35 protein-coding genes and 1 tRNA gene are annotated in these 24,878 nt (G+C 62.2%); 32 read left to right on the plus strand and 4 right to left on the minus strand.

The window, feature by feature from the left end; genetic code table 11:
* Positions 1 to 68 precede the first annotated feature (68 nt).
* The 25 genes from OB905_01740 to secY are packed head-to-tail and all read left to right on the plus strand — an operon-like array spanning position 69 to position 14,618.
* Complete coding sequence (locus OB905_01740) at positions 69 to 959, plus strand: RNA methyltransferase (protein ID MCU4924706.1); 891 nt, start codon at positions 69 to 71, stop codon at positions 957 to 959.
* A gap of 4 nt (positions 960 to 963) precedes the next feature.
* On the plus strand, positions 964 to 1,986 hold the full coding sequence (locus tag OB905_01745; GenBank protein ID MCU4924707.1) for a 50S ribosomal protein L3: 1,023 nt from the start codon (positions 964 to 966) through the stop codon (positions 1,984 to 1,986).
* Positions 1,987 to 1,989: 3 nt separating this feature from the next.
* Entirely contained in the window at positions 1,990 to 2,742 is a 753-nt protein-coding gene (rpl4p, locus tag OB905_01750) for a 50S ribosomal protein L4 (protein ID MCU4924708.1), read from the plus strand.
* Positions 2,739 to 2,993 (plus strand): 50S ribosomal protein L23, encoded by a 255-nt coding sequence (locus OB905_01755; protein MCU4924709.1) that lies wholly within the window; start codon positions 2,739 to 2,741, stop codon positions 2,991 to 2,993. The genes rpl4p and OB905_01755 overlap by 4 nt, the downstream gene beginning before the upstream one ends.
* 2 nt (positions 2,994 to 2,995) lie before the next feature.
* On the plus strand, positions 2,996 to 3,718 hold the full coding sequence (locus OB905_01760; GenBank protein ID MCU4924710.1) for a 50S ribosomal protein L2: 723 nt from the start codon (positions 2,996 to 2,998) through the stop codon (positions 3,716 to 3,718).
* Positions 3,715 to 4,140, plus strand: coding sequence for a 30S ribosomal protein S19 (locus OB905_01765; protein ID MCU4924711.1), 426 nt, complete (start codon positions 3,715 to 3,717; stop codon positions 4,138 to 4,140). The genes OB905_01760 and OB905_01765 overlap by 4 nt, the downstream gene beginning before the upstream one ends.
* A gap of 7 nt (positions 4,141 to 4,147) precedes the next feature.
* Entirely contained in the window at positions 4,148 to 4,636 is a 489-nt protein-coding gene (locus OB905_01770) for a 50S ribosomal protein L22 (GenBank protein ID MCU4924712.1), read from the plus strand.
* Positions 4,636 to 5,601, plus strand: coding sequence for a 30S ribosomal protein S3 (locus tag OB905_01775; GenBank protein ID MCU4924713.1), 966 nt, complete (start codon positions 4,636 to 4,638; stop codon positions 5,599 to 5,601). The genes OB905_01770 and OB905_01775 overlap by 1 nt, the downstream gene beginning before the upstream one ends.
* Positions 5,601 to 5,813 (plus strand): 50S ribosomal protein L29, encoded by a 213-nt coding sequence (gene rpmC / locus OB905_01780; protein MCU4924714.1) that lies wholly within the window; start codon positions 5,601 to 5,603, stop codon positions 5,811 to 5,813. The genes OB905_01775 and rpmC overlap by 1 nt, the downstream gene beginning before the upstream one ends.
* 17 nt (positions 5,814 to 5,830) lie before the next feature.
* Positions 5,831 to 6,289: a ribonuclease P protein component 1 gene (locus tag OB905_01785; protein MCU4924715.1), complete on the plus strand. Its 459-nt coding sequence runs from the start codon at positions 5,831 to 5,833 to the stop codon at positions 6,287 to 6,289.
* Positions 6,280 to 6,723: a 30S ribosomal protein S17 gene (locus OB905_01790; protein ID MCU4924716.1), complete on the plus strand. Its 444-nt coding sequence runs from the start codon at positions 6,280 to 6,282 to the stop codon at positions 6,721 to 6,723. The genes OB905_01785 and OB905_01790 overlap by 10 nt, the downstream gene beginning before the upstream one ends.
* Positions 6,723 to 7,121: a 50S ribosomal protein L14 gene (locus OB905_01795; protein MCU4924717.1), complete on the plus strand. Its 399-nt coding sequence runs from the start codon at positions 6,723 to 6,725 to the stop codon at positions 7,119 to 7,121. Before OB905_01790 ends, OB905_01795 begins: the two co-directional genes overlap by 1 nt.
* A gap of 4 nt (positions 7,122 to 7,125) precedes the next feature.
* On the plus strand, positions 7,126 to 7,482 hold the full coding sequence (gene rplX, locus OB905_01800; GenBank protein ID MCU4924718.1) for a 50S ribosomal protein L24: 357 nt from the start codon (positions 7,126 to 7,128) through the stop codon (positions 7,480 to 7,482).
* Entirely contained in the window at positions 7,479 to 8,183 is a 705-nt protein-coding gene (locus tag OB905_01805; protein MCU4924719.1) for a 30S ribosomal protein S4e, read from the plus strand. Before rplX ends, OB905_01805 begins: the two co-directional genes overlap by 4 nt.
* Entirely contained in the window at positions 8,176 to 8,721 is a 546-nt protein-coding gene (locus tag OB905_01810) for a 50S ribosomal protein L5 (GenBank protein MCU4924720.1), read from the plus strand. Before OB905_01805 ends, OB905_01810 begins: the two co-directional genes overlap by 8 nt.
* Entirely contained in the window at positions 8,714 to 8,890 is a 177-nt protein-coding gene (locus OB905_01815; protein ID MCU4924721.1) for a 30S ribosomal protein S14, read from the plus strand. The genes OB905_01810 and OB905_01815 overlap by 8 nt, the downstream gene beginning before the upstream one ends.
* 1 nt (position 8,891) lies before the next feature.
* Positions 8,892 to 9,284, plus strand: coding sequence for a 30S ribosomal protein S8 (locus tag OB905_01820; GenBank protein MCU4924722.1), 393 nt, complete (start codon positions 8,892 to 8,894; stop codon positions 9,282 to 9,284).
* 2 nt (positions 9,285 to 9,286) lie between these two features.
* The gene (locus OB905_01825) at positions 9,287 to 9,820 is read left to right on the plus strand and encodes a 50S ribosomal protein L6 (protein MCU4924723.1); all 534 of its coding nucleotides are present in this window, start codon (positions 9,287 to 9,289) and stop codon (positions 9,818 to 9,820) included.
* A gap of 3 nt (positions 9,821 to 9,823) precedes the next feature.
* Positions 9,824 to 10,567, plus strand: a complete 744-nt coding sequence (locus OB905_01830; GenBank protein ID MCU4924724.1) for a 50S ribosomal protein L32e — start codon at positions 9,824 to 9,826, stop codon at positions 10,565 to 10,567.
* Complete coding sequence (locus OB905_01835) at positions 10,560 to 11,009, plus strand: 50S ribosomal protein L19e (GenBank protein MCU4924725.1); 450 nt, start codon at positions 10,560 to 10,562, stop codon at positions 11,007 to 11,009. The genes OB905_01830 and OB905_01835 overlap by 8 nt, the downstream gene beginning before the upstream one ends.
* The gene (locus tag OB905_01840; protein MCU4924726.1) at positions 11,009 to 11,554 is read left to right on the plus strand and encodes a 50S ribosomal protein L18; all 546 of its coding nucleotides are present in this window, start codon (positions 11,009 to 11,011) and stop codon (positions 11,552 to 11,554) included. The genes OB905_01835 and OB905_01840 overlap by 1 nt, the downstream gene beginning before the upstream one ends.
* Positions 11,551 to 12,198: a 30S ribosomal protein S5 gene (locus OB905_01845; GenBank protein MCU4924727.1), complete on the plus strand. Its 648-nt coding sequence runs from the start codon at positions 11,551 to 11,553 to the stop codon at positions 12,196 to 12,198. Before OB905_01840 ends, OB905_01845 begins: the two co-directional genes overlap by 4 nt.
* Entirely contained in the window at positions 12,195 to 12,662 is a 468-nt protein-coding gene (locus tag OB905_01850; protein ID MCU4924728.1) for a 50S ribosomal protein L30, read from the plus strand. Before OB905_01845 ends, OB905_01850 begins: the two co-directional genes overlap by 4 nt.
* Positions 12,663 to 12,664: 2 nt before the next feature.
* A complete protein-coding gene (locus tag OB905_01855; GenBank protein MCU4924729.1) occupies positions 12,665 to 13,159 on the plus strand; it encodes a 50S ribosomal protein L15 in 495 nt (164 codons plus the stop codon).
* Between the two features lie 4 nt (positions 13,160 to 13,163).
* Positions 13,164 to 14,618, plus strand: a complete 1,455-nt coding sequence (gene secY, locus OB905_01860; GenBank protein ID MCU4924730.1) for a preprotein translocase subunit SecY — start codon at positions 13,164 to 13,166, stop codon at positions 14,616 to 14,618.
* An 810-nt stretch (positions 14,619 to 15,428) separates the two neighbouring features.
* On the opposite strand, the gene OB905_01865 is transcribed toward secY, so the two are convergent.
* The 4 genes from OB905_01865 to coxB form a co-directional block, all read right to left on the minus strand.
* The gene (locus OB905_01865; protein MCU4924731.1) at positions 15,429 to 15,620 is read right to left on the minus strand and encodes a hypothetical protein; all 192 of its coding nucleotides are present in this window, start codon (positions 15,618 to 15,620) and stop codon (positions 15,429 to 15,431) included.
* A gap of 97 nt (positions 15,621 to 15,717) precedes the next feature.
* Positions 15,718 to 15,984, minus strand: coding sequence for a cytochrome C oxidase subunit IV family protein (locus OB905_01870; GenBank protein ID MCU4924732.1), 267 nt, complete (start codon positions 15,982 to 15,984; stop codon positions 15,718 to 15,720).
* 159 nt (positions 15,985 to 16,143) lie between these two features.
* Positions 16,144 to 18,681, minus strand: a complete 2,538-nt coding sequence (locus OB905_01875; GenBank protein ID MCU4924733.1) for a cbb3-type cytochrome c oxidase subunit I — start codon at positions 18,679 to 18,681, stop codon at positions 16,144 to 16,146.
* Positions 18,681 to 19,694, minus strand: coding sequence for a cytochrome c oxidase subunit II (gene coxB, locus OB905_01880; protein ID MCU4924734.1), 1,014 nt, complete (start codon positions 19,692 to 19,694; stop codon positions 18,681 to 18,683). Before coxB ends, OB905_01875 begins: the two co-directional genes overlap by 1 nt.
* 397 nt (positions 19,695 to 20,091) lie before the next feature.
* Between coxB and OB905_01885 the strand changes: the two genes are divergently transcribed.
* From OB905_01885 to OB905_01915, 7 genes are all read left to right on the plus strand, one after another.
* The gene (locus OB905_01885; protein ID MCU4924735.1) at positions 20,092 to 20,379 is read left to right on the plus strand and encodes an amphi-Trp domain-containing protein; all 288 of its coding nucleotides are present in this window, start codon (positions 20,092 to 20,094) and stop codon (positions 20,377 to 20,379) included.
* Between the two features lie 92 nt (positions 20,380 to 20,471).
* The gene (locus tag OB905_01890) at positions 20,472 to 21,110 is read left to right on the plus strand and encodes an adenylate kinase (protein ID MCU4924736.1); all 639 of its coding nucleotides are present in this window, start codon (positions 20,472 to 20,474) and stop codon (positions 21,108 to 21,110) included.
* A 79-nt stretch (positions 21,111 to 21,189) separates the two neighbouring features.
* A complete protein-coding gene (locus OB905_01895; protein ID MCU4924737.1) occupies positions 21,190 to 22,143 on the plus strand; it encodes a DUF106 domain-containing protein in 954 nt (317 codons plus the stop codon).
* Between the two features lie 43 nt (positions 22,144 to 22,186).
* The gene (locus tag OB905_01900) at positions 22,187 to 22,762 is read left to right on the plus strand and encodes an AAA family ATPase (GenBank protein ID MCU4924738.1); all 576 of its coding nucleotides are present in this window, start codon (positions 22,187 to 22,189) and stop codon (positions 22,760 to 22,762) included.
* A 4-nt stretch (positions 22,763 to 22,766) separates the two neighbouring features.
* The gene (locus OB905_01905) at positions 22,767 to 23,672 is read left to right on the plus strand and encodes an RNA-guided pseudouridylation complex pseudouridine synthase subunit Cbf5 (GenBank protein MCU4924739.1); all 906 of its coding nucleotides are present in this window, start codon (positions 22,767 to 22,769) and stop codon (positions 23,670 to 23,672) included.
* A 57-nt stretch (positions 23,673 to 23,729) separates the two neighbouring features.
* Positions 23,730 to 23,800, plus strand: a tRNA-Pro gene (locus OB905_01910).
* A 583-nt stretch (positions 23,801 to 24,383) separates the two neighbouring features.
* Positions 24,384 to 24,863: a type IV pilin N-terminal domain-containing protein gene (locus tag OB905_01915; protein MCU4924740.1), complete on the plus strand. Its 480-nt coding sequence runs from the start codon at positions 24,384 to 24,386 to the stop codon at positions 24,861 to 24,863.
* The last annotated feature ends 15 nt before the right edge of the window (positions 24,864 to 24,878 follow it).

Raw genomic sequence — 24,878 nt, forward strand, 5'->3', positions numbered from 1 at the left:
TATCCTTTTAAGACGGTATCCGCAACACATCGCTACAGTCTAGTGACGCGGCGCCGAAGCGTCACGGCATGACAGTCAGCGTACTCGTCCCGTCGTCGCTCGCCAGAGAGGCCGAGGACAAACGCGAGGCAACTCGCAAGCTCGGATACGTCGCCCGCGCGGCGACGATCTTTCGGGCAGATCGCCTGGTCGTCTATCCGGACTTGGATGGCGAACCGGGAGAACTCGACGGCGGGTTCGTCAGTACCGTGCTGCGGTACGCCGCAACGCCGCCATACCTCCGAAAGGAGGCGTGGGGCAAGCGGGACGAACTGGAGTACGTGGGCGTCTTGCCGCCGCTCCGCGCGGCGTCACAGACCGGCTCCGAATCCAACGGTTCGGGGTCGTTAAGACACGGAATCGTGACCGAGGTCGGACCTGATCAACGCGTGCGGGTCAATTGCGGCTTGCAACACCCGATCTCCCTCAACACGCCTCCCGGAATGGAGGTCTCCGAGGGGGAGCGCGTGACCGTCAGGATCTCTTCGCGACGACCGGTCCGGGCGAAGCTCGAAGACGTCTCCCTTCCGGGATTCGCAGTCGAGCGGACGGACCTTTCGGCAGCACTCGGCCGTGAGGACGCCGGCGTTCGAATCGCCGCCTCCCGATTCGGTGAGGAACTCACCGTCGGGCGGCTCGAGACGCTGGCCGGGCGCGTCGAAGGCGACGGGATGACCGTCGCCTTCGGTGCCCCCGAGAGAGGGCTGCCGGACATCCTCGGCGTCGACCCCGACGCAGTCGGGGCAGGCAACGCGGACGGAACTGCCGACGCCGAGACAGGAAGCGACGACGCAAACGTCGAACCCATCGATCCGGGGTTCGACCTCTGGCTCAATACGGTTCCACACCAGGGGAGCGAGGTGGTGCGAACGGAAGAGGCTCTGTTCGCCACCCTCGCACCCCTCTCACTGCGAGTGTGATAGCATGCCACAAGCAAATAGACCACGCAAAGGCTCACTCGGGTTCGGTCCACGACAGCGTGCAACCAGCGAGGTTCCACGCTTTAACTCGTGGCCGGACGACGATGGACAGCCGACGCTCCAGGGATTCGCGGGCTACAAGGCCGGCATGACCCACGTGGTACTGGTCGACGACGCGGCGAACTCGCCGACCGAGGGAATGGAACAGACCGTTCCCGTTACCATCGTGGAGACGCCGCCAATGCGCGCCGTCGCCCTGCGTGCGTACGAAGACACACCATACGGCAAGAAGCCGGTTACCGACGTCTGGACCGACGAGCTCGATTCCGAGCTCGACCGCGTTCTGGACCTGCCTGGTGACGACTACGACGCCGACGCCGCCGAAGACGAGCTTCGGGGCCTCTTAGAGGAGGGTCGCGTCGACGACGTTCGCGTCATCACGCACACGGTTCCCGGCGACGTGCCATCGGTGCCCAAGAAGAAACCCGACGTCATGGAAACGCGCGTCGGCGGCGGCTCCGTCGAGGAGCGCGTCGACTACGCGCTCGACTTACTCGGCGAAGATGGCGGCGAACACGTCATGAACGACGTGTTCCGCGCCGGCGAGTACGTCGACGCCAGCGGCGTCACGAAAGGGAAAGGAACCCAGGGTCCCGTCAAGCGATGGGGCGTCCAGAAACGAAAGGGCAAGCACGCCCGGCAGGGATGGCGCCGTCGCATCGGTAACCTCGGCCCCTGGAACCCCTCCCGTGTCCGCTCGACGGTCCCCCAGCAGGGGCAGACCGGCTACCACCAGCGGACGGAACTGAACAAGCGCCTCGTCGACATCGGCGACGGTGCGGACGCGACGGTCGACGGTGGCTTCGTCAACTACGGCGAGGTCGACGGCCCTCACGTCCTGATCAAGGGCTCGCTCCCCGGGCCGAACAAGCGCCTCGTGCGCTTCCGCCCGGCGATCCGACCCGGAGACCAGCCGCGCCTCGATCCCGAGGTCCGGTACGTCTCCACCGCATCCAACCAGGGATAATACATGGAAGCTACAGTACGAGACCTGGATGGCGACGACGCGGGCTCACTCGAGCTCCCGGCGGTCTTCGAGACCACCTACCGCCCGGACCTGATCGCCCGCGCCGTACGCGTCTCCCAGGCAAACAACAAACAGGACTACGGCGCCGACGAGTTCGCGGGCATGCGCACGCCCGCGGAGTCGTTCGGTAGCGGTCGGGGCATGGCCCACGTCCCCCGACAGAACGGACGCGCACGACGTGTCCCGCAGGCTGTCAAGGGACGGAAGGCCCACCCGCCGAAAGCCGAGAAAGACCAGGGCGAATCGATCAACAAGAAAGAACGGCAGCTGGCCACCCGCAGCGCCATCGCGGCGACCGCGGACGCAGAGCTCGTCGCCGAGCGCGGCCACGCGTTCGACGAGGACGCCGAGGTGCCGGTCGTCGTCTCCGACGAGTTCGAAGAGCTCGTCAAGACGAAGGAGGTCGTCTCCTTCCTCGAGGCCGCCGGTCTCGAGGCCGACATCGAGCGCGCCGAGGACGGCAAGAGCGTCCGGGCCGGCCGCGGGACGACCCGTGGACGGAAGTACCAGACGCCCGCGTCGATCCTCTTCGTGACCTCGAGCGACGCCGGTCCATCGAAGGCCGCCCGCAACCTCGCGGGCGCCGACGTGGCGACGGCCGACGAGGTCAACGCCGAACAGCTCGCACCCGGCGCCCAGTCCGGTCGGCTGACCGTCTGGACCGAGAGCGCCGTCGAGGAGGTGGCAGACCGATGAGTTCGATTATCGACTACCCGCTGGTGACCGAGAAGGCGATGAACGACATGGACTTCGAGAACAAGCTCCAGTTCGTCGTCAACCCCGACGCGACCAAGCCCGAGATTCGGGAGGTCGTCGAGGAGCGCTTCGAGATCGACGTCACCAACATCAACACGCAGGTCACGATGAACGGAAAGAAAAAGGCGATCATCACGCTGGGCGAGGACGACGACGCCCAGGAAGTCGCCTCGCGAATCGGGGTGTTCTGAGAATGGGACGACGCATTCAAGGACAACGACGCGGCCGTGGTGGATCCACGTTCCGTGCTCCATCCCACCGATACAAGGCAAAACTCGACCACAAGAAGTCAGAAGACGGCGACGTCATTCGCGGAACGGTCGTCGACGTCGAGCACGACCCCGCCCGTTCGGCGCCGGTCGTTGCAGTCGAGTTCGAAGACGGCGACCAGCGGCTAATCCTCGCCCCCGAGGGCGTTAGCGTCGGCGAGGAGATTCAGGTCGGTGTCTCCGCCGAGATCAAGCCCGGGAACACGCTCCCGCTGGCAGAGATTCCGGAGGGAGTCCCAGTCTGTAACGTCGAGGCCAAGCCCGGAGACGGCGGCAAGTTCGCCCGCTCCTCGGGTGTCAACGCCGACCTGATCACCCACGACCGCAACGCGGCGGTCGTCCAACTGCCAAGTGGTGAGGTCAAGCGTCTCGATCCACAGTGTCGCGCCACGGTCGGCGTCGTCGCTGGTGGTGGACGGACGGAGAAGCCGTTCGTCAAAGCTGGAAAGAAGTATCATAAGATGCGCGCCCGCGGGACCAAGTGGCCCCGCGTGCGGGGTGTGGCCATGAACGCCGTCGACCACCCATTCGGTGGTGGCGGCCGCCAGCACCCCGGCAAGCCGAAGTCCGTCTCGCGGGACGCACCGCCGGGACGGAAGGTCGGTGACATTTCCTCGCGCCGCACCGGCCGAGGTGGTAACAAATGAGTTCGGAATACCGTACCGGCCGTGAGGGTGAGGAGTTCACCTACCGCGGTCACACGCTAGAAGAGCTACAGGAGCTCGACCTCGAAGAGGTCACAGAGCTGCTGCCCGCTCGCAAACGTCGAAGTATCGAACGCGGCCTCTCCGTCGAGAAGCAGAAGCTCCTCGAGGAGGCCCGCGAGAAAGACGAAGAGGAGACGGCAAACTCGCCGATCCGAACCCACCTTCGGGACATGCCGATCCTGCCCGAGTTCGTCGGACTGACGTTCGCCGTCTACACCGGACAGAGCTTCGAACGCGTACGCGTCGAGCCAGAGATGATCGGTCACTATCTCGGTGAGTTCCAGCTGACCCGGACCTCGGTCGAGCACGGCCAGGCCGGTATCGGTGCGACCCGCTCCTCGAAGTTCGTCCCACTGAAGTGATCATCGTATGGGAATCAACTACTCGGTCGACGCGGACCCGGACACCACCGCGAAAGCAATTGCCCGGGAGCGTCACATGAGCCACAAGCACAGCAAGGAGGTCGCTCGCGCGATCAAAGGCAAAACGGTTGCCGACGCCCGAGCATACCTGCAGGACGTCATCGACGAGAAACAGTCGGTTCCGTTCAAGTCCCACAACACCGGTGCGGGACACCGTTCGGACATCGACGGCTGGGACGCCGGCAAGTACCCCGAGAAGGTTTCGGGCGAGTTCCTCGACCTGCTCGAGAACGTCCAGGCCAACGCCGACAGTCAGGGCTTCGACGGCGAGTCGATGGAGATCGTCCACGTCGCCGCCCACAAGGTCGGCGAATCGGTCGGCCGCAAGCCCCGCGCGATGGGGCGAGCGACCGCCTGGAACACGCCGCAAGTCGACGTCGAGATCGTCGTCAGCGAGGAGCCACGCTCCTCGGAAGACACGGAGGAGGATAACTGATGGCAGACGAACACCAGTTCATCGAAAACGGCCTGCAGCGGTCCCAGATCGACGAGTTCTTCCAGGAAGAGCTCGGCCGTGCGGGCTACGGCGGTATGGACGTCGCAAAGACGCCGATGGGCACGCAGATCGTCCTCAAGGCCGAAAAGCCCGGGATGGTCATCGGCAAAGGCGGCGAGAACATCCGGAAGGTCACGACGGCTCTCGAGGAGAAGTTCAACCTCGAGGATCCACAGATCGACGTCCAGGAGGTCGAAGAACCAGACCTCAACGCACGGATCGTCGCCGACCGTCTGGCCAACGCCCTCGAACGAGGGTGGTACTTCCGGAAGGCCGGCCACACCACGATCGACCGGATCATGGACGCCGGCGCACTCGGTGCGGAGATCGTCCTGGCCGGAAAGGTCACGGGCGCTCGCTCGCGCGTCGAGAAGTTCAACCGCGGCTACATCAAGCACAACGGCGAGCCCGCCGAGACCATCGTCGACGAGGGTCAGGGCGTCGCCGTCATGAAACTCGGGACGATCGGTGTCACGGTCAAGATCATCCCGCCAGGAGCCGAGCTCCCCGACGACTTCCAGATCCACGACGATATGGATCCTGAGGAAGTCGTCCCCGACGCCGTCGAGGCGAACGAGGGTGTCGAGGAACTGCTCGAGGGCGAGCCTGAGGAGGCCGAGGCCACGGAGGAAGGCGCCGAGGCGTCCGCCGACGAGGCTGTCGAGCCCGAACCCGAAGACGAGACCGTCGACGAGGATGTCGTCGAAGAGGTTCTCGAGGAAGAAGTCCCCGGTGAAGATGAGGATGTCGACATTCCCGACGAGTCCCCGATCGAGGAAGATCTCGACGAACTCGAAGAGGATGTCGAAGCCGAAGCCGAGGAGCTCGTCGCCGAGATGGACGACGAGGAGGCGGACGCTGCGGACGCAGAATCCGACGAGGAAGACGAGGGAGGTGACGCCTGATGGCGATCCTTCACGTCGCCGAGATCCGCGACATGACCCCCGCCGAGCGGGAGGCGGAGCTCGAAGAGCTCGAGACCGAACTCCTCAACCAGAAGTCCGTCCTCGCGGCCGGTGGTGCCCCGGAGAATCCGGGCCGCATCGGCGAGCTGGGTCGTACGATCGCCCGGATCAAAACGATTCAGCAAGAGGAAGGCGACTTCGAAGACGAGTAACTGAACACAGAACCACCATGGCACTGACACCCGAGACCTTGTCGCGACACGAACTCAACGGACTTCCCGTCCGCGTCGTCGAGAGCGACGACGCCGGCCGGGAAGGGATCGAGGGTCGCGTCGTCATCGAGACGACGAATACGCTCTCGATAGAGATTCGAGAGGACGGCAGCTCTCGGGTCGTCATGGTGCCGAAATCGGGCTCGGTGTTCGAATTCGCGATCACAGATGACGCCGCCGCGGACGCAAAGTCTGCGGGGACCGCGTCCAAACTGGCCAACACTCAACCCGACTCCTCCGAGTCGGACCGAGCCGGCGGCGACGCCGCCGGCTGTGTCCGTGCCAGCGGGCACCCAAACCGTGCCGGCTGGCACGCTGCTGGCGAGGACGTGGCTTACGTTACGGTCGATGGATCGCGATTGCTCTCACAACCCGCCCGACGCACGGAAACAAGTGGTGACTCACCATGGCAATAGGACTAGATGTAGACACCCCTCCGGAACCCGAAAACCCGGAGGAATACGACTACGAGACGTGTCCGTTCTACGGCGAGCTCCCCGTTCGAGGACAGATCCTCGAGGGGCAGGTCGTCTCGACGGACATGGAGAAGACCGTAGTCGTCGAACGAGAGTACGACGTGACGGTTCCAAAGTACGACCGTCAGATGAAGCGTCGCTCGCGCATCCCGGCGCACGTGCCGGGCGTGCTCGAGCCGCTCTCGGTTGGCGACTCGGTCAAGATCGCAGAGACCCGACCACTGTCGAAGACGAAATCGCACGTGGTCGTCGAAGTAACCGACGAGGCAACCGCCGAAGATCTCGCCGAGCTGACCCGTCAGGCCGAGCCTGACCGACAGCTCTCGGCCGAGGACGTCGCGGCGGACGCCGACGAAGACGAGGGTGATCAGTGATGGAGGCAATGAAAGCCGACGTCACGCAGGGACTCAAGAAGGGGTCGCTGGTCACGTGTGCCGACAACACTGGCGCACGCGAGCTGAAGGTCATCAGCGTTTCGGGCTACCACGGCACCAAGAGCCGCCAGCCGAAGGCGGGTCTCGGTGACAAGGTGACCGTCTCGGTCACCAAGGGGACCCCCGAGATGCGCCGCCAGGTGCTCGAAGCGGTCGTCATTCGCCAGCGGAAATCGGTCCGCCGGCCCGACGGCACCCGCCTCAAGTTCGAGGACAACGCGGCCGTCATCGTAGACGAGAACGAAGAGCCCCGTGGAACGGAGATCAAAGGCCCGATCGCCCGCGAGGTCGCGGAGCGATTCGGCGCGATCGCCAGCACGGCGACGATGATCGTATAGAACCATGAGCAAGCAACCACGCAAACAGCGAAATCAGACGGCGCGTGCCCCGCTGCACGAGCGACAGAAGCAGGTTCACGCCCCGCTCTCGGACGAGCTGCGCGAGGAGTACGACCAGCGTCGCACCCGCGTCAACGCGGGCGACACGGTCGAAGTCATGCGCGGCGACCACGCCGGGACCGAAGGCGAAGTGCTTCGCGTCGATCTCACGGAGATGGTCGTCCACGTCGAGGACGTCACCGTCGAGACGGCCGACGGCGAGGAAGTTCCTCGTCCACTCGACCCCTCGAACGTTCGGATCGTCGACCTCGACTTAGACGACGACCGCCGCGAGGCGCGCCTGGAAGGTGAGACAGAATGAGCAACCACCAGAAACGACTCTCGGTACCGAAGTCCTGGCCGGTCGAGCGAAAGACGGGGACGTTCACCGTCAAAGCCGACGCAGGCCCACACGGCGAGTCCGGCGTTCCCCTGGTCGTCCTGCTGCGGGACGTCCTCGGGTACGTCGACTCGAAGAAGGAAGCGCGCTACGCCCTGAGCGAGGACGCGATCCTCGTCAACGGCGAACCGATCAACGACGAACAGCGTCCCATCGGGATCTTCGACATCGTCGCGTTCCCGGGCCGCGAAGAGTACTACCGTGTCTTCCCCGACGAGGGTGGACGCCTTGCACTCACGGAGATCGACGCCGAGGCCGCAGGCAGCCGTCTCGGCAAGATCGAAGGCAAGCGCCAGGTCTCCAGCGGCGACACGCAGCTGACGCTGCACGACGGAACGAACGTTCTCGTCGACGATGGCAGCGAGTACGCTGCGAACGACTCGATCGTCGTCGACAACGAGGACAAATCGATCGTCGCACACTTCCCCTACGAGGTGGGTGCGCTCGTCACCGCTGTCGAGGGCAACCACGGCGGCAAGATCGGTGAGATCGACGCGATCGACGTCACCCCCAGCAGCGGTTCGAACACCGTCGGCGTCTCCACGGACGACGGCGGCTTCGAAACCGTCGAGGAGTACGTCGTCGTCATCGACGAGAACTTCACAGGTGATGACGATGAGTAGTGACGCAGAGTCCGAGGGCGAGTTCCACGAGATGCGCGAACCGCGCGTCGAGAAGGTCGTCGTCCACATGGGCGTCGGTCAGGGTGGCCGCGAACTCGGTAGAGCAGAAGACATCATCGAGGAGGTCACCGAACAGCAGAGCGTCCGGACGCAGGCAAAGCGAACTGAGCCCGACTTCGGCATCCGTCAGGGTGACCCGATCGGGACGAAGGTCACGCTGCGCCACGACGACGCCTACGACTTCCTGGAGACGGCGCTGCCACTCGCAGACCTCTCTGCGAAGCAGTTCGACGACACCGGCAACTTCAGCTTCGGCGTCGCCGAACACACTGACTTCCCGAGCCAGGAGTACGACCCGAACGTCGGGATCTTCGGACTCGACGTCACGGTCAACCTGGTCCGACCCGGGTACCGCGTCGCCAAGCGCGACAAGGCGAGTCGCTCGATTCCGTCGAGCCACCGACTCACCCCCGAGGACGCGATTCGCTTCCTCGAGGCGAACTTCGACGTGACCGTGGAGGCCACTGACGATGAGTGAAAGCGAAAACGAACAGACGGGCGAGCACGCCGCAAAGCGCACCGGGCAGGAAGTTGCCTGTCAGCGCTGTGGTCGCAAACAGGGACTGGTCGGCAAGTACGACATCAACCTCTGTCGCCAGTGCTTCCGCGAGATCGCCCGCGACATGGGATTCAAGAAGTACCGATAACATGACCGGAAACGATCCACTCAGCAACGCGCTCTCGGGACTCGACAACGCCGAGAGCGTCGGTAAACTGAGCCACGAAGTAACGCCAGCATCGAACGAGATCGGCAGCGTCCTCGAGGTCTTCTACGACCGCGGGTACATCGACGGCTTCGAGTTCGTCGACGACGGTAAAGCCGGTCAGTTCGAGATTGAACTGAAGGGAGCGATCAACGAGTGTGGCCCCGTCAAGCCCCGCTACGCCGTCGGTGCCGATGACTTCGAGAAGTGGGAGAAGCGATTCCTCCCCGCTCGAGACTTCGGTGCGCTCGTCGTCACGACGAGCAGTGGCATCATGAGCCACTACGAGGCGCGTGAGCAGGGAATCGGCGGCCAGGTGATCGCATACGTCTACTAACCATGCGAATCGAACTGGAAATTCCCGAATCCGTATCCGTCGAGGTCGACCATCTCGACGTCACCGTCGAGGGCCCCGAAGGCAGCGTTAGCCGCCGCCTCTGGTACCCGAACGTGACCGTCGAGGTCGAAGACGACACCGTGGTCATCGAAAGCGACGCCGAGGACGCGAAGACGAACGCGACCGTCGGCACCTTCGAGAGCCACGTGCGAAACGCCTTCCACGGCGTCACCGAGGGCTGGGAGTACGAGATGGAAGTCTTCTACTCTCACTTCCCGATGCAGGTGACCGTCGAGGGCGACGACGTCGTCATCGAGAACTTCCTCGGCGAGAAGGCACCGCGACGAACGACTATCCACGGCGACACCGAGGTCGCCGTCGACGGCGAGGCGCTGACGCTCTCTGGTCCGAACAAAGAGCACGTTGGCCAGACCGCCGCCGACATCGAACAGCTGACGAAGGTCAAGGGTAAGGACACCCGCGTCTTCCAAGACGGGGTCTACATCACCCGAAAACCCGCAACCGGAGGTGCCTGATAGATGGCAGACGACGAACACGAATCTGAAGACGCTCCGGCCGAGGACGGTCCCGAGGAACTCGAGGATATCAGTGGCGTCGGCGCCAGCAAGGCGGAGGCGCTTCGAGAGGCCGGCTTCGAGTCCATCACGGACGTCAAGGAGGCCGACCAGGACGAACTGGCCGAGGCAGACGGTATCGGTAACGCCCTCGCTGCGCGTATCAAAGCCGACGTCGGCGATCTCGAAGTCTCCGAGGAGACCGAAGCCGAGATCGAAGACGAAGACGCCGACGAAGAAGAGCCGGCCGAGGACGTCGAGACGGAGCTGCAGGCCCGCGGGCTGACCGAGAAGACGCCCGAGCTCTCCGAGGACGAGCAGCGACTGCTCGCCCGCCGCAAGGCCGAGGGCAAACCGCAGTTCAAGCGACAGGACTACCACAAGAAAAAGCGGACGCCGGAATCCTGGCGACGACCCCGTGGCGGGCTCTCGAAGCAGCGCCGCGGCGTGAAGGGCAAGGGCCCGAAGGTCGCAGCCGGCTACCGAACTCCCACAGCCGTCCGCGGGAAACATCCCAGCGGCTTCGAGGAAGTCTACGTGGAGACCGTCGACGACATAGAAGGCGTCGACGGCGACCGCGAAGCAGTCCGCATCGCCTCCGCGGTCGGCGCGCGAAAGCGCGAGCGCATCGAGGAGGCAGCCGAGGAGCAGGGCGTTCGCGTCCTGAACCCGACCTACGAGGAAGTCGAGGTGGAATCAGATGACTGATCTCACAGCACAGAAGCGACTCGCAGCCGACGTCTTAGACGTCGGTCAGAACCGCATCTGGCTCGATCCCGACGCCCAGGGCGACATTGCCCAGGCGATCACCCGAGAGGAGATCCGCGACCTCGTCGACGACGGCCTCATTCAGGCCGAAGACGCCCGCGGTAACTCTCGCGGTCGCGCCCGCGAACGCAACAAGAAGCGTGCGTACGGCCACCAGAAGGGGCCGGGCAAGCGCCGCGGTAAGAAGGGCGCCCGCCAGAACGAGAAAGAACAGTGGCAGAACACGATCCGCGCACAGCGCCGGAAGCTGCGCGAACTCCGCGACCAGGGCGAGCTGACGCCCACGCAGTACCGCGAGCTCTACAAGAAGGCTGGCGGTGGGGAGTTCCGAAGCGTCCGGTACCTGCTGAACTACGTCGACGACAACTACGGTGACCAGTGATGGCGACAGGACCACGATACAAAGTTCCGATGCGTCGTCGCCGCGAGGTCCGGACGGACTACCACCAGAGGTTGCGCCTGCTGAAGTCGGGTAAGCCCCGTCTCGTCGCTCGAAAGAGCAACAAGCACACCACGGCGCAGCTGATCTCTCCCGGACCCCAGGGCGACGAGACGCTCGCGAGCGCACATTCGAGCGATCTCGAGGAGTACGGCTGGGACGCACCCACGAGCAACATTTCCGCGGCGTACCTGACCGGCCTGCTGGCCGGCCAGCGCGCCGTCGAGGCCGGTCTCGAAGAGGCCGTCCTGGACATCGGCCTGAACACCGCCACACCTGGCAACAAAGTGTTCGCCGTCCAGGAGGGAGCCATCGACGCCGGACTCGAGATTCCGCACAACGACAGCGTGCTTGCAGACTGGTCGCGTACCCGCGGCGAGCACATCGCCGAGTACGCCGACCAGTTAGACGAGCCGCTGTACAGCGAGTTCGACGCGACCGAACTCCCAGAACACTTCGATGAGGTACGAGAGGCGATTCTAGAATGAGTGGTAACGACTACAACGACGGCTGGCAGCCGGTCACTCGTCTCGGCCGGATGGTCCAGGAGGGCGAAATCGACACGATGCAGGCTGCCCTTGACTCCGGACTTCCGCTCAAGGAACCCGAAATCGTCGACCAGCTCCTCCCCGGACTGGACGACGAAGTGCTGGACATCAACATGGTCCAGCGCATGACCGACTCCGGACGCCGCGTGAAGTTCCGCTGCGTCTGTGCCGTCGGCAACCGCGACGGCTTCGTCGGCTACGCCGAGGGTCGAGACGACCAGGTCGGCTCCGCCATCCAGAAGGCGATTGGTATCGCGAAGCTGAACATCATCCAGGTTCCCCGCGGCTCGGGTTCCTGGGAGGACCGCTCGGACCGACCGCACTCGCTGACCCGACAGACGACAGGGAAGGCGGGCTCGGTCGAAGTCGAGCTTATCCCGGCTCCTGAAGGGCTCGGACTCGCAGCCAGCGACACCGTCCGTGCGGTGCTCGAACTCGCCGGACTCGAGAACGTCTGGACGAAGAGCCACGGGAACACCCGAACGACGGTGAACCTGGCGAAGGCGACGTTCAACGCCTTAGAGAACGCCTCGCAGTCCCGCCAGCCCCAGTTCCAGGGCGGTGAGGAGGTGCCAGAACAATGAAGGCGATCGTCCAGATCCGCGGCGAGGTCAACCGACAGGAGGGCGTCGACGATACGCTGTCGATGCTCAACATCCACAACGTCAACCACGCAGCGCTGGTCCCTGAGACCGACGCCTACCGCGGCATGATCACGAAGGTCAACGACTTCGTCGCGTTCGGCGAGCCGAGTCAGGAGGTCCTCGAGACGCTGCTGGAAAAACGAGCAGAGCCCCTCGAAGGACGTCAGGCAGACGTCGACGAGGAGTGGCTCGCCGAGAACACCGACTACGACGACTTCGGTGCGCTCGCGACAGCGCTCCTCGACGAGGAGACGACCCTGCGCGAGCAGGGACTCTCCCCGACGCTTCGACTGCACCCGCCACGCGGCGGTCACGAGGGTATCAAACACGCCGCCATCGAAGGCGGCCAACTCGGAAAACATACAACGGAGGAAATTAACGCCCTCCTAGAATCGATGCGCTAACCATGACGAGCAAAAAACGACGTCAGCGCGGCTCGCGGACCCACAGCGGCGGCACCCACAAGAATCGACGCGGTGCCGGCCACCGTGGCGGACGCGGCAAGGCGGGACGCGACAAACACGAGTTCCACAACTACGAATCGCGCGAGAAACACGGCTTCAAGCGCCCCCAGGACATCCGCGAGACGGTCGCGGAGATCGACGTCCAGAAGCTAGACGAGGACGCGATCCTGTATGCCGCCGAGGGGCTCGCCGAGGAGTCGGGAGACGGCTACGAGATCGACGCTCGAGACGTCGTTGAAGACGGCCACGAGGTCGACACAGTCAAAGTCCTCGGCAACGGCCAGGTCCGCAACGAGCTGTCGGTGACCGCCGATGCGTTCACTGACGCTGCTCGCGAAAAGCTCGAGGCTGCAGGCGGCGAGGCCGCCCTCTCCGAGCGAGCCGAAGACGACGAAGACGACGAACCGAGCGACGACGACGAGACAGTAGACGAATAAATATATGGGATGGAAGGAAGCCGCCGAACCGGTCCTGACGCGGATGCCCGCAGTCAAGCGTCCAGAGGGACACGTTCCCTTCAAGCGCAAGCTGGCGTGGACAGCGGGCATTCTCGTGTTGTACTTCTTCCTGACGAACATCGACCTGCTCGGCGCGGCAGGTGGGGAGGACCTCTTCGGAAACTTCCGATCGGTCCTCGCAGGCGAGCATGGCTCGCTGATGCAGGTCGGTATCGGACCGATCGTCACCGCGAGCATCGTCATGCAGTTGCTCGGCGGCGCGAACCTGCTCGGACTCGACACCGACGACCCGCGTGACCAGGTCCTCTACCAGGGACTCCAGAAGCTGCTCGTCATCATCATGACAGCGCTGACGGCGCTCCCGATGGTGTTCGCCGGCGGCTTCCTGCCAGCGCAGCAGTCGCTCGCACTCGGCGGAATGAGTTTCGGACAGTCCGAGATACAGCTGCTGATGTTCTTCCAGATCTTCCTGGGAGGCATCTTGATCCTCTACATGGACGAGGTCGTCAGTAAGTGGGGGATCGGTAGCGGGATCGGGCTGTTCATCATCGCTGGTGTGAGCCAGCGGCTCGTCACCGGGTTCATCCAGCCCGAGGCTGGCGGGTTCTTCTACGACTGGTTCCAGATCATCACCGGTAGCGTGGCCGTGGGCTCGATCGTCGGCGGTGACGGGCTCTACACCCTGCTGTTAGAGGAGGGCCACATCATCGCCCTGCTGACGACGATCCTGATCTTCGCGATCGTCGTCTACGCGGAGTCCGTCCGCGTCGAGATCCCGCTCAGCCACGCCCGCGTCAAGGGCGCCCGGGGGCGATTCCCCGTCAAGCTCATCTACGCGAGCGTCCTGCCAATGATCCTCGTTCGTGCAGTGCAGGCGAACGTGCAGTTCATGGGTCAGATCTTGAACGAGCAGTGGGCCGGGATGCCGGCCTGGCTTGGGAACTATGCCGAGGGAGAACCCGTAAGTGGGTTCTTCTACTACACCGCACCCATCTACGCGCCGGAAGACTGGATGTGGTGGACTGCCGGCGTCACCCAGGACTGGTGGATGGTAATGATCCGCGTCAGCGTTGACCTCACGTTCATGGTCGTCGGTGGTGCGATCTTCGCCATCTTCTGGGTCGAGACCACCAACATGGGTCCCGACGCAACGGCACGGCAGATCCAGAACTCGGGAATGCAGATCCCCGGCTTCCGACAGAACGTCGGCGTCATCGAGAAGGTCATGGAGCGGTACATCCCGCAGGTGACCGTCATCGGTGGCGCCTTAGTCGGCTTGCTCGCCGTCTGGGCGAACATGCTAGGCACCATCGGTGCGGTCGACGGGACCGGACTGCTGCTCGCCGTCTCCATCACGTACAAACTGTACGAGGAGATCGCCGAGGAGCAGATGATGGAAATGCATCCGATGATGCGCCAGATGTTCGGTCGGGAGTAGGTCAGTTACGCAACCCGACCCGTTCCGATTTCTTCTGTTCTTCAACGCCCGTAGCGAGTGCCACACGTACCTCTACTGGCAAAGAGATGATCCCCACCGTTCTCTCAATAAGACGTGTTCTCCTGCTCTGCCGTGTTCCATACCGTCTTCTAATGGACACTCGTCGGTATCGCGCGTAGATACAGCTTCGTCGAGACGGTTACCTACCCTTTCGTATCACTCTTACCGGTGTCTGACGTCCGGAGATACCGTCTGTGATCGCTCAGGGGAATTGACTGCAAGCGCTTGGGAGCTCGTCGATGTGTCCGACAGACCGAGTCGCTGCGACGATGACCAGACTTGTTTGTCGGCGAGAAATGGCATTAGGTGAGTAGTGAGCTGTTTGCGAGTGGTCCCGGGTGTTCCCCTGTCGAACTCTGTTAACTGTGGCCCAACACAGCCGGATCGAGCTCCAATTAGATGCAGAGTCGGCTCTGATGCGATGACCTCGACGCCGTCAGGATGACCACTGCTGGTGTCTACATACGCGCGAGTTGAACACGAGCATTCGCGCGAACGAGCGGTCCGAAGGACCCCGGTAGTGAGCGCGATTCACCGGCCGAGCGGAGCGAGACCGGCTTTTTGGCATCATCAGAACCGCAAGCGGTTCTGATTAGCAGTCAGAACGCACGGCGTTCTGACGACATGAACGGGTTTTCGCCGAGTGGTGCGCGAAGCGCTCTCGAGGCGAAAAGAGGTTCCTCTGTACCGAACGCGAGTTCCACGACCCACTCGGAATAAAGAAGCCGTGCTACTACCAACAACTGGTTCCTATCCCGAAACGGCAAAGCGAATCTCTGATGGCCTAACTGACTCCTCTGTGAGTGCCTCCAAAATTTCGTCGTCGACGTTGCGGACGATTCCCTCAACGGCGAAGGCAATCGTACCGTCCGAAACGCCAACATCGACCGTGTGTAACTCCAGTGCAGCCGTCTCGTCCAGTGAGACGACGATTTCGTTCATACGTAGTGTTAGCCGCCAGGCTCAATAGGCATGTTGCATGCTACCACCCATCGTTCATGTGTGGAGATGAAAGACGAAGACGCGACGAACAACCGAGTTACTGGATCGAGAAGCCTGCGGCGACGGTGAGCAAGAACACCATGAAGACCGCGGTCGCCATCATGTACGTGATCGACCGCGGCTCTTCGATGAGGTGCTGGTAGAAGCCCGCGATGAGTAGGGATTTGGCCACTGCAAGCAGTAGTGTCGCCCCGATTGCGATCTCGTAGGCGAGATTCAGTTCGTCCATAAAGAACACGAACTTCGCAGTACCCAGTACGAGCAACACGACGTATATGATTGTGTAGGTCCGTACACTCGACATTGATAGTAGCTTGTGTCTGAGAGGCACTTATACCTTCCTCATGCCGTCCGACGGAGTCTTCTAGCGGTTGTACTGTCGGTGTAGTGGATACGCAGTCATTACAGACTGCTGGTCGGTGAGTGATTCGAATCGCAGAAGAAAATCGGCCGGAAAAGCCGCCTACATCAGGTAGAACAGTGGGAAGAGGAAGACCCACACGATGTCGACGAAGTGCCAGTAGAGTCCGAAGAACTCCACTGGTCGGTGGTCCTCGAGATAGGCGTCGATCGAGACGATGCGATAGAGCATGAACCCGGCGACGATGAGCCCGAGAATCACGTGTAAGGCGTGTAGGCCGGTCGTGACGAAGTAGACGGAGTACTCGATTCCGCTGAACCAGTACTCGCCGTCGCTGAACTTCACGGCGTACTCGTAGGCCTTGACGCCCATGAACACGAGCCCCAGCAGCATCGTCGCGCCGAGGGTCGCGAGCAGCCCCTTCTTGTTACCGCGCTGGGCCATCACGAGCGCGAGGATAACCGTGAAGCTCGAGGTGAGCAACACGTAGGTGTTGAGCAGTCCCGGCCAGGACGCGAACGGAATCGTCTCCCACTCCGACCAGCCCATGTGCAGTCGGAGGAAGACGAAGCCGCCGATGATTGCACCGAAGACAACGACGTCAGATGCCAGGAACACCCAGACACCCATCTTGGTGTTTCCGACACCCTCGAACGGCCAACGCTCGGCGACCGCCATCGTGGGCGCCTCGAACTGCTCGACGCCGAACTTGAACAGCGTGTACGCCATAATGCCGAGACCGATCACCGTGAGTGTCGGATAGACGTGAATCAGGTCGAACCAGACGGTCGGATCGCCGGCATCCGGTAGCGTATCGCCGTAGAACAGCGCCCCGTCCTCCTCGACGGCCGACTGGACGAAGTCTGCGACGTACGGCGTGAGTCCACTCAGGCCGAGGAAGAACACGAACGTCCCGATACCGATGCCAAGCGGCCAGATGCTCGCGTGGTCGGCGTGTTCTTCGTCATCCTGGTGGTGAGTTCCAGCTGCAGTCTCGTCAGCCGTGACGCCGCCGTCGGTGGCGGTCTCGTAGCCGCCATCGGTGGTAGCCTTCGAATCGTCGACGAACTCGAGCGAACCGCTCGCGTAGGTGGGTCGACCGTCCCAGTTGTCAAGCGGTGGCGGGGACGGGATCGCCCACTCTGCTGTACGCGAGAACTCCCACGGGTTGTCGGGCGCGCGTGGCCCGTACAGGTAACTGTGGGCGAACGTCGCGAACATGATCGCAAACGACAGCGCCAGCACGAACGCGCCGACGGTCGCGATCTGGTGGTAGATCTGCATGCCTCCTTCGTAGTGGAAGACGCGCCGCGGCGTCTCCCAGGCGAGGAACATCGGGAAGTAAAGCAGGTTGAACCCGATGAAGTAGACCGCGAAGTTGAGCTTTCCGAGTCGCTCGGAGTACATCTTTCCGGTAATCTTTGGCCACCAGTAGTAGAGGCCGGCAACCAGCGCGGTTACACCGGAGACCATCACGTAGTGGAAGTGTGCGACGACCCAGTAGGTGCCACGGAACTCGTAGTCCAGTACGACGGCGCCGAGGAAGACCCCGGTAATGCCGCCCAAGATGAACAGCACGAGCGCGCCGAGGCTGAACAGGAACGGCGTCGTAAACCGGACGCGCCCCTTGACCAGCGTGTAGATTAGCGCGAAGACCATCAGGTCGAACGGTAGTGAGATCCCGATGGTCGTCGCCATCATCAGCGTCTTGATCTCTAAGTTGATCGTCGTCAGGAACATGTGGTGCATCCAGACGAGGAACGACTGAACGGCTACGAGGACCATCGAGATGATAACCCACTTGCGGCCGACCAGTCGTCGTCCAGTAAACGTCTGGAACGTCTCGAACATGATCCCCAGCGCGGGGAAGAAGACGATGTACACCTCTGGGTGGCCGAAGAACCAGAACAGGTGGGCCCACAGCAGTCCCGACCCCTGATCGGTCGCGAAGTACTGGGTCAGCATGACCCGGTCGACCGCGAGCAGCAGGCCAGCTGCCAGCAGCGCGGCGAACGCGAACAGCATCATCCAGACGGTGAGCAGCCACGACCAGGTGAACAGTGGTACGTTCCAGAGGCCGAGCCCTTCAGCACGCGACCGGTGGATGGTGACGAGGAAGTTGATCGTCCCCATAGTAATGGAGATGACGAACATCGCTAACGCCAACACCACCGCGGTACCACCGGTTGTCGCCTCCATTGCCGGTGTGTACGTCGGCACGTTCAGCGGTGCGTACATCGTCCATCCGCCGGCGAACGAGCCGCCCATGAAGAACGAGAGCATGAACAGCAGCCCTGAGAACAGGTAGAACCAGTAACTCATGGCGTTCAGTCGCGGGAACGCAAGGTCTTTGGCTCCGATCTGCAGTGGAACGAAGTAGTTCGCGAAGCCGGACGCGACCGGCGAGAGGAACCAGAAGACCATCAAGAGGCCGTGTGTCGAGACGGCCTGGTTGAACAGATTGTCGCTGAGCAGTCCGGTTCCGCCGCTCTCCCAGAGATGGGCGCGGAAGACGAGTGCCAGAACCCCACCGAGGACGAGGAAGAACAATGCTGTCGCTAAATACAGAATTCCGACGTCCTTGTGGTTCGTGGTAACGAGCCAGCGCTTGATCGACCGCTTCGGGGGCAGATCACCCATTAGTTCTCACCCTCCTCGTCATTTTCATCATCATCTTCTTCTTCGAGTTCGAGTGTAATCGTCTCCTCGACACCGCCGTCAGAGCCAGTGTGGCTGATCGAGGTTTCCTGAGTCTCGTACGCGTCGTCATCCGGCGTGATGACCACGTCGTACGTGCCACCCTGCTCGATGTCTTCGACGGTAACGCTCTCATCCTCGACGTCCTCCTCGGTGAAGGTGTTGCTGTAGACGTCGGCGTCGTCTGCGTACTCGAGTTCGAGCGTGAAGCCACCGTCATACGGCACTTCCTCAATCTCCGTCTCGTCTTCGTCGTCTTCAGCTTCAACCTCCTCTTCGGCCATGACCGAGATGTTGAGCGTGAGTTGCTCGGCGACCCAGGCATCGTAGGCATCCATGTCCTCGAGGACGTGGAGGTCGTCTTGCATTGACGAGTGTCCAGCGCCACAGAGTTCGAAGCACTCGACTGCGTCTTCGTACTCACCTGGATCTTCGGCGGCGAACCACGTTTCGTCGACCTCGCCGGGGATTGCGTCGGCTTTCACCCGTTCTTGGGTGATGCCGAACGTGTGCCAGACGTCTGACGAGGTTACCGAGACTGCGACCGGTTCACCGGCCGGAACGACCAGTGGGTCACTCGGCCCTTGCTCGATACCGTTGTCGTATTCGTACGCGAAGAAGAACGCCGCTGCCTCCACGTCGATCTCGATCGCATCTTCGTCTAGCTCGTCCGGGCCGTCCTCGACGTACAGTAACATGCCGTACGTCCAGACGATGAGCGAGATCACCACGATCGCGCTCAGGAAGAACGAGACGAACAGTTTCTTGCCGCTACCACCGCCTGTCGGAAGTTCTCCGAGTGTCGGTAGATCGTCGGCGTCGCGCGTACCATCATCACGGTACTTGTACGCGTTGTACATCGTGTATGCCACGACGATGACGCCTACGAGCGTACCGAGTCCGAGGAACACGAGGAAGATCTCCTCGAACACGTCGACTCGTGTGTCTACCTGCATCGGGACTGGGAATGGGATGTAGATCGTATTCACCTCTGTTGGGTATATGTCGGACGGTGCTTGCTGGGTGCACTTATGTATTTGGAAACGGCCCAACCCCGTCCGACCTCTGTGCCGGGCCTCCGGCAGGTCGGGCACATCGTGTCCCAGCGTCTTCCGTCACTTCTTCGTTCGACTGGTGGGTCTTTTTTCTATCGTTCTTGCCGGCCGTGGAACGGCGCTAACAGACTGGTAACTCTGTTGGTAACCCAGCCGTGACTCCGTTCGTGTTGGTAGTACTGTATTACTCTCGGTAGTAGCGTATATACGGGGCGTCTCGGTGACGTCGTATTCGTCGTCAATCGAAACGGTACCGTTCACCGACACGCTCTATATGCTCGCTCTCCAATGTGGCTGTATGCCCGAAGAGATCCTCTTTAAATTCGAGCGCGGAATGGACCGACAGGAGATCGCTGCGTACCTTCGAACGGTCGCTGACACGCTCGAAGAGTCGAATGAGCTGACTCTCGAGGCGGGTTCGGATTCGGTGACGCTCACCCCGCCTGCGCGACCCACGTTCGAAATCAAAGCCGAACGCGAAACCTCGAGTTCCGGCGGACCCGACGAGCTGAGTGTCGAGTTCGAACTCGAGTGGGACGACGGCGAGGAGGGGAGTGAGGAGCAAGGCGACCTGCGAATCGAGTAGCCTCCCCTTCGAGTCGATCCGCTCGGATCGATTCGCATCGCGGGGCGATCCGTTTCTTTAAGCCTTTATGCGCTGCCAGCAAACGCCGTCGTATGACAGACCCACGAATCCTGATCCTTGGAGCGCCCGGTGCAGGAAAGGGCACACAAAGCGCGAATATCGAATCCGAGTACGACGTCGAACATATCACCACAGGTGACGCGTTACGCGCGAACAAAGACATGGACATCTCGGACCTCGGTCTCGAGTACGATACGCCTCGCGAGTACATGGACCGCGGCGAGCTGGTTCCCGACGAGGTCGTCAACGCGATCGTCGACGAAGCGCTCTCCCAGGCCGACGGCTTCGTCCTCGATGGTTATCCGCGAAACGACGAACAGGCTGAAGAACTCACAGAGATGACCGACCTCGACGTCGCACTCATGCTCGACGTCAGCGAGGAGGAACTTGTTGGTCGGATTACCGGCCGCCGTCTCGATCCAGAGACCGGCGACATCTATCACCTCGAGTACAATCCGCCAGAAGACCCCGAGGTCGAGGAGCGACTCGTCCAGCGCGACGACGACACCGAGGAGACGGTCAGAGAGCGACTGCGGGTCTACCGTGAGAACACCCAGCCAGTCGTCGAACTCTACGAAGATCGCGGCGTTCTCGAACGAGTCGACGGCGAACAGTCACCCGACGCAGTGTGGGAGGACGTTCGCGAGACGATCGAGGCTGCAGTCGAGTAATCCTCGCGAGTGCGTGGCCGCCGGCGCCACGTACCCGAAGAAAAACACTTGTATACCACACGCGACTATCTGCGGCTAGATGACGCGCACAGCTGAGAAGATCGACGCGCTCGTCCGCGAGGACGGCTCGATGGTAGATTCCCTCGAGTCGATCCGCGAGGCGGCCGACCAAAACGGCGGTGAAGTCGAGTGGTCGGACGTCCGCGACGACCTCACCAGCGGCCAGTGGGGTCGGCTGATCGAGAAGGGCGTACTTGTCGACGGCGAAGACGGATTCGAAATCGCCGACCGCGAGGCCTACGACGATGCCCTCGACGGCGACGGTGAGACCGGTTCGTCGATCACGGTCCCGGAACTCGACATCGACGAGGAGGCGTCGAAGTGGTCTCAGTGGGACAAGATGGCGGCAGTCGGTTCCGTACTGCTGATGGTCGGCTACTGGCTGGATTCGGTTCGAGAAACGGTTGGCTCGACAATTGACCTGATCTTTGCACCGCTTGACGCGGCGCTGCCGTTTTACGCCGTAATTATCGTCGTCGCGTTGCTAACCGGTCTCTACTCGACGCTCCTCCAGGCCAATCTGACGAACCGCGAACGCATGGCCAAATACCAAGATCGGATGAAGGCTATGCAAGAAAAGCAAAAGGACGTTCGAGAGCGCAAGAAAGCAGCCGAAGAGCGCGACGCCAGCGAGGCCGAACTCGAGCGCCTCGAACAGGAAGAGAAGGAGGTCCGCGAGGAGCAGATGGAGGCGATGGCCGACAATCTGGGCATGTTCAAAGAGCAGTTCCGGCCGATGGTCTGGATCATGCTCTTTACCATCCCGCTGTTCCTCTGGATGTACTGGAAGGTTCCGAACCTCACCGGCGCCGAGCAGTACGTCGTCATGCCCATCGCTGGTGAAGTCGCCTGGGAGAGCTCGCTCGTCGGACCGATCTTCGCCTGGATTATCTGGTACTTCCTCTGCTCGATGGGGTTCGGTCAACTGCTACGAAAGGCGCTCAACATCGATATGACGCCATCGGGCAGCTAACCCGATTCAAAACCCATTTTACGCGCCGGCGAGGAGGTGGGATATGTTACTGACCGTCTCCGGCCCGCCGGGAAGCGGGAAGAGTACAACCGCGGGGCTATTGGCAGATGCGTTCGATTTAGATCACGTCAGCGGCGGCGACATCTTTCGCGAGCTCGCAGACGAGCGTGGCTACACGCCACTCGAGTTCAACAAACTCGCGGAGGAAAACGACCAGATCGACCACGATCTCGATCGTCGACTCCGCGAAATTGCCGTCGAGCGCGACGGACTGGTCCTCGAGTCGCGACTCGCAGGCTGGCTCGCTGGCGACCAGGCCGACTTCCGGTTCTGGCTCGACGCGCCGGCGCACGTCCGCGGACAGCGAATCGCCGAGCGCGAGGAGAAAGATCCCCAGCGGGCAACCGAGGAGACGCAGGCTCGTGAAGCCAGCGAGGCACAACGCTATCAGGAGTACTACGGGATCGATATCCGTGATCTGACGATCTATGACCTCTCGGTGAACACCTCGCGGTGGGATCCCGACGCAGTCCTCGATATGCTCCTTACGGCCGTCGACGAGTACGAATCCGATGGCGACGAGGGAAAGACGCCCCTCGAAGTCGACTACGAGTTCTAGTTCGATGACTCTGCGCGCTCCACCCGAGGAACGGTCTCCCGCCGCGTTGCTCTCGTTTGGCGTCGCCAACATCGACAAGCCACCGGGACCGTCCTCACACCAACTGAGCGGCTGGCTCCGCGATGCTGTTGCCGACGCGCTCGCCGATCACAATGCCGACACGACGATCGATCGAGCCGCCCACGCCGGCACCCTCGATCCGAAAGTGACCGGCTGTCTTCCGGTAATGCTCGGCGACGCGACGCGGCTGGCACAGGCGTTTCTAGAGGGACAGAAGGAGTACGTCGCGGTACTCGAGTGTCACGGCCCGGTTCCCGCAGACGCCGAATCGATCGTCGCCGAGTTCGAGGGGCCGATCTACCAGAAACCCCCCCGAAAGAGCGCCGTCTCCAGGCGCCTCCGCGTGCGGACGATACACGAACTGACCGTTCTCGAAGCCGAGGAGCGCCGCCTCCTCCTCCGGATTCGCTGCGAGAGCGGAACCTACGTCCGCAAACTGTGTCACGATCTCGGGCTGGCGCTGGGAACCGGCGGCCACATGGGCCACCTTCGCCGGACGGCAACCGATCCGTTCGACGACGCCTCGTTGTGCACCCCCTACGAACTGCTGGACGCGCTTGCGTTCTGGGTCGAAGACGACGATCCCGACCCGCTCCGGCAGATCGTCAAACCTGCAGAGCGCATCCTCGACCATCTTCCATCGGTCGTAATCGCTCCCAGTGCAGCCAGCGAAGTCGCAAATGGAGCTCCGGTGTACGCACCGGGCGTTCTGGAGGCCGACGACGTCGAGTCCGGAACACTCGTCGCCTGTTATACGCCAAATGGCGCCGCGGTCTGTCTGGGCGAACACGTCGGGGAACCCGAGGGTGACAGCGGCGTCGTCGTCGATCTAGAGCGTGTGTTGGTCTAACTCGCGCCAACGCTGAAACGACACGCTTAAACACGACACGCCCATCGATTCGGGTACGGGACCGTGGGGTAGTGGTATCCTCTGCGGATGGGGTCCGTAGGACCCGAGTTCAATTCTCGGCGGTCCCATATTTGCGTGTTCTCTCGGTAGTCAGCCACTTCTTCGGGCAGTCGCTGACACACGATATATAATACGTTACCAGTGACAGGCAAACGGACTCGTGTCTCGCTTCGAGGAACGGGATATGTACAGTGCCTCTCGGGCGGACCACCCACTGCCGACACGGACGACGTACGATGCTGATACGAACTACCAGACCATTTATCTCGACGTATTGCCGGCCACCGTCGACGACCTCACAATCCAGGTCGGGTCGACACAACTCACGGTGATCCAGACTCGCCGAAAGCAGCGTACTGCCCGCGTGTTCTCCCCGCCAACGTCGACGCATCGCTTTGTCTCGGGTGGGACTGCCACCTATCATCATGGCGTTCTCGAAATCGTGGTGCCAGTTGTGGACAGGTGAAGTGGGGCCGTCTGAGCCCACCGGTCGCCAGTTACTAGATGGTTTGCAGAGGGTAACAGTTTAAACGGGAAGAGGGGGCCAAACCGGCCACACCGAATAGATCGGAGCGTGCTGACGGCAGTCGGCTTCGAGCCGCCACGACCGTCGTCGCTGCCTGCTCCGACGACTGGTGGGAGTCTACCAAGATGCAAGCCGAACCTGAGAGCAGCGAGTCAAGCCGTACGCCGAGCGACGAACAGCCTTCGACGGACCACCGGGCAGTAAGTCCGGTCCTCGGGGTCGTCCTGATGGTCGCGATCACTGTCGTGCTGGCTGCCGTTATCGGGGCGTTCGTTCTCGATATCGAGCCCGCCGACAGCACCGTGCCAAACGCGAATTTCGACTGGATCGAAGACGAGAACGGATCGGTGACGATCATCCACGACGGGGGGCAGGCGTTCGATGCCTCTCGCATGAGCCTCTCTGGCGAGCCGGTCGGCGATGATCTCGAACTTGAAGGGGTGGATTCTGGTAGTTGGGGTCCCGAGACGACGGCTGGCGATCGGATCACGGTTTCCGACGACAGCCTTCCCGAATCTGGTGAGTTGGTGTTGCGTTACGATACTGGCGGCGGGATTTCGATTATAGACGACTTCACGTACGCTAACCGCTCCGCAGAAACGTAGCGAAAAACCACGCCA

This window comes from Halobacteria archaeon AArc-dxtr1, assembly GCA_025517425.1.
Classification (GTDB): domain Archaea; phylum Halobacteriota; class Halobacteria; order Halobacteriales; family Natrialbaceae; genus Halostagnicola.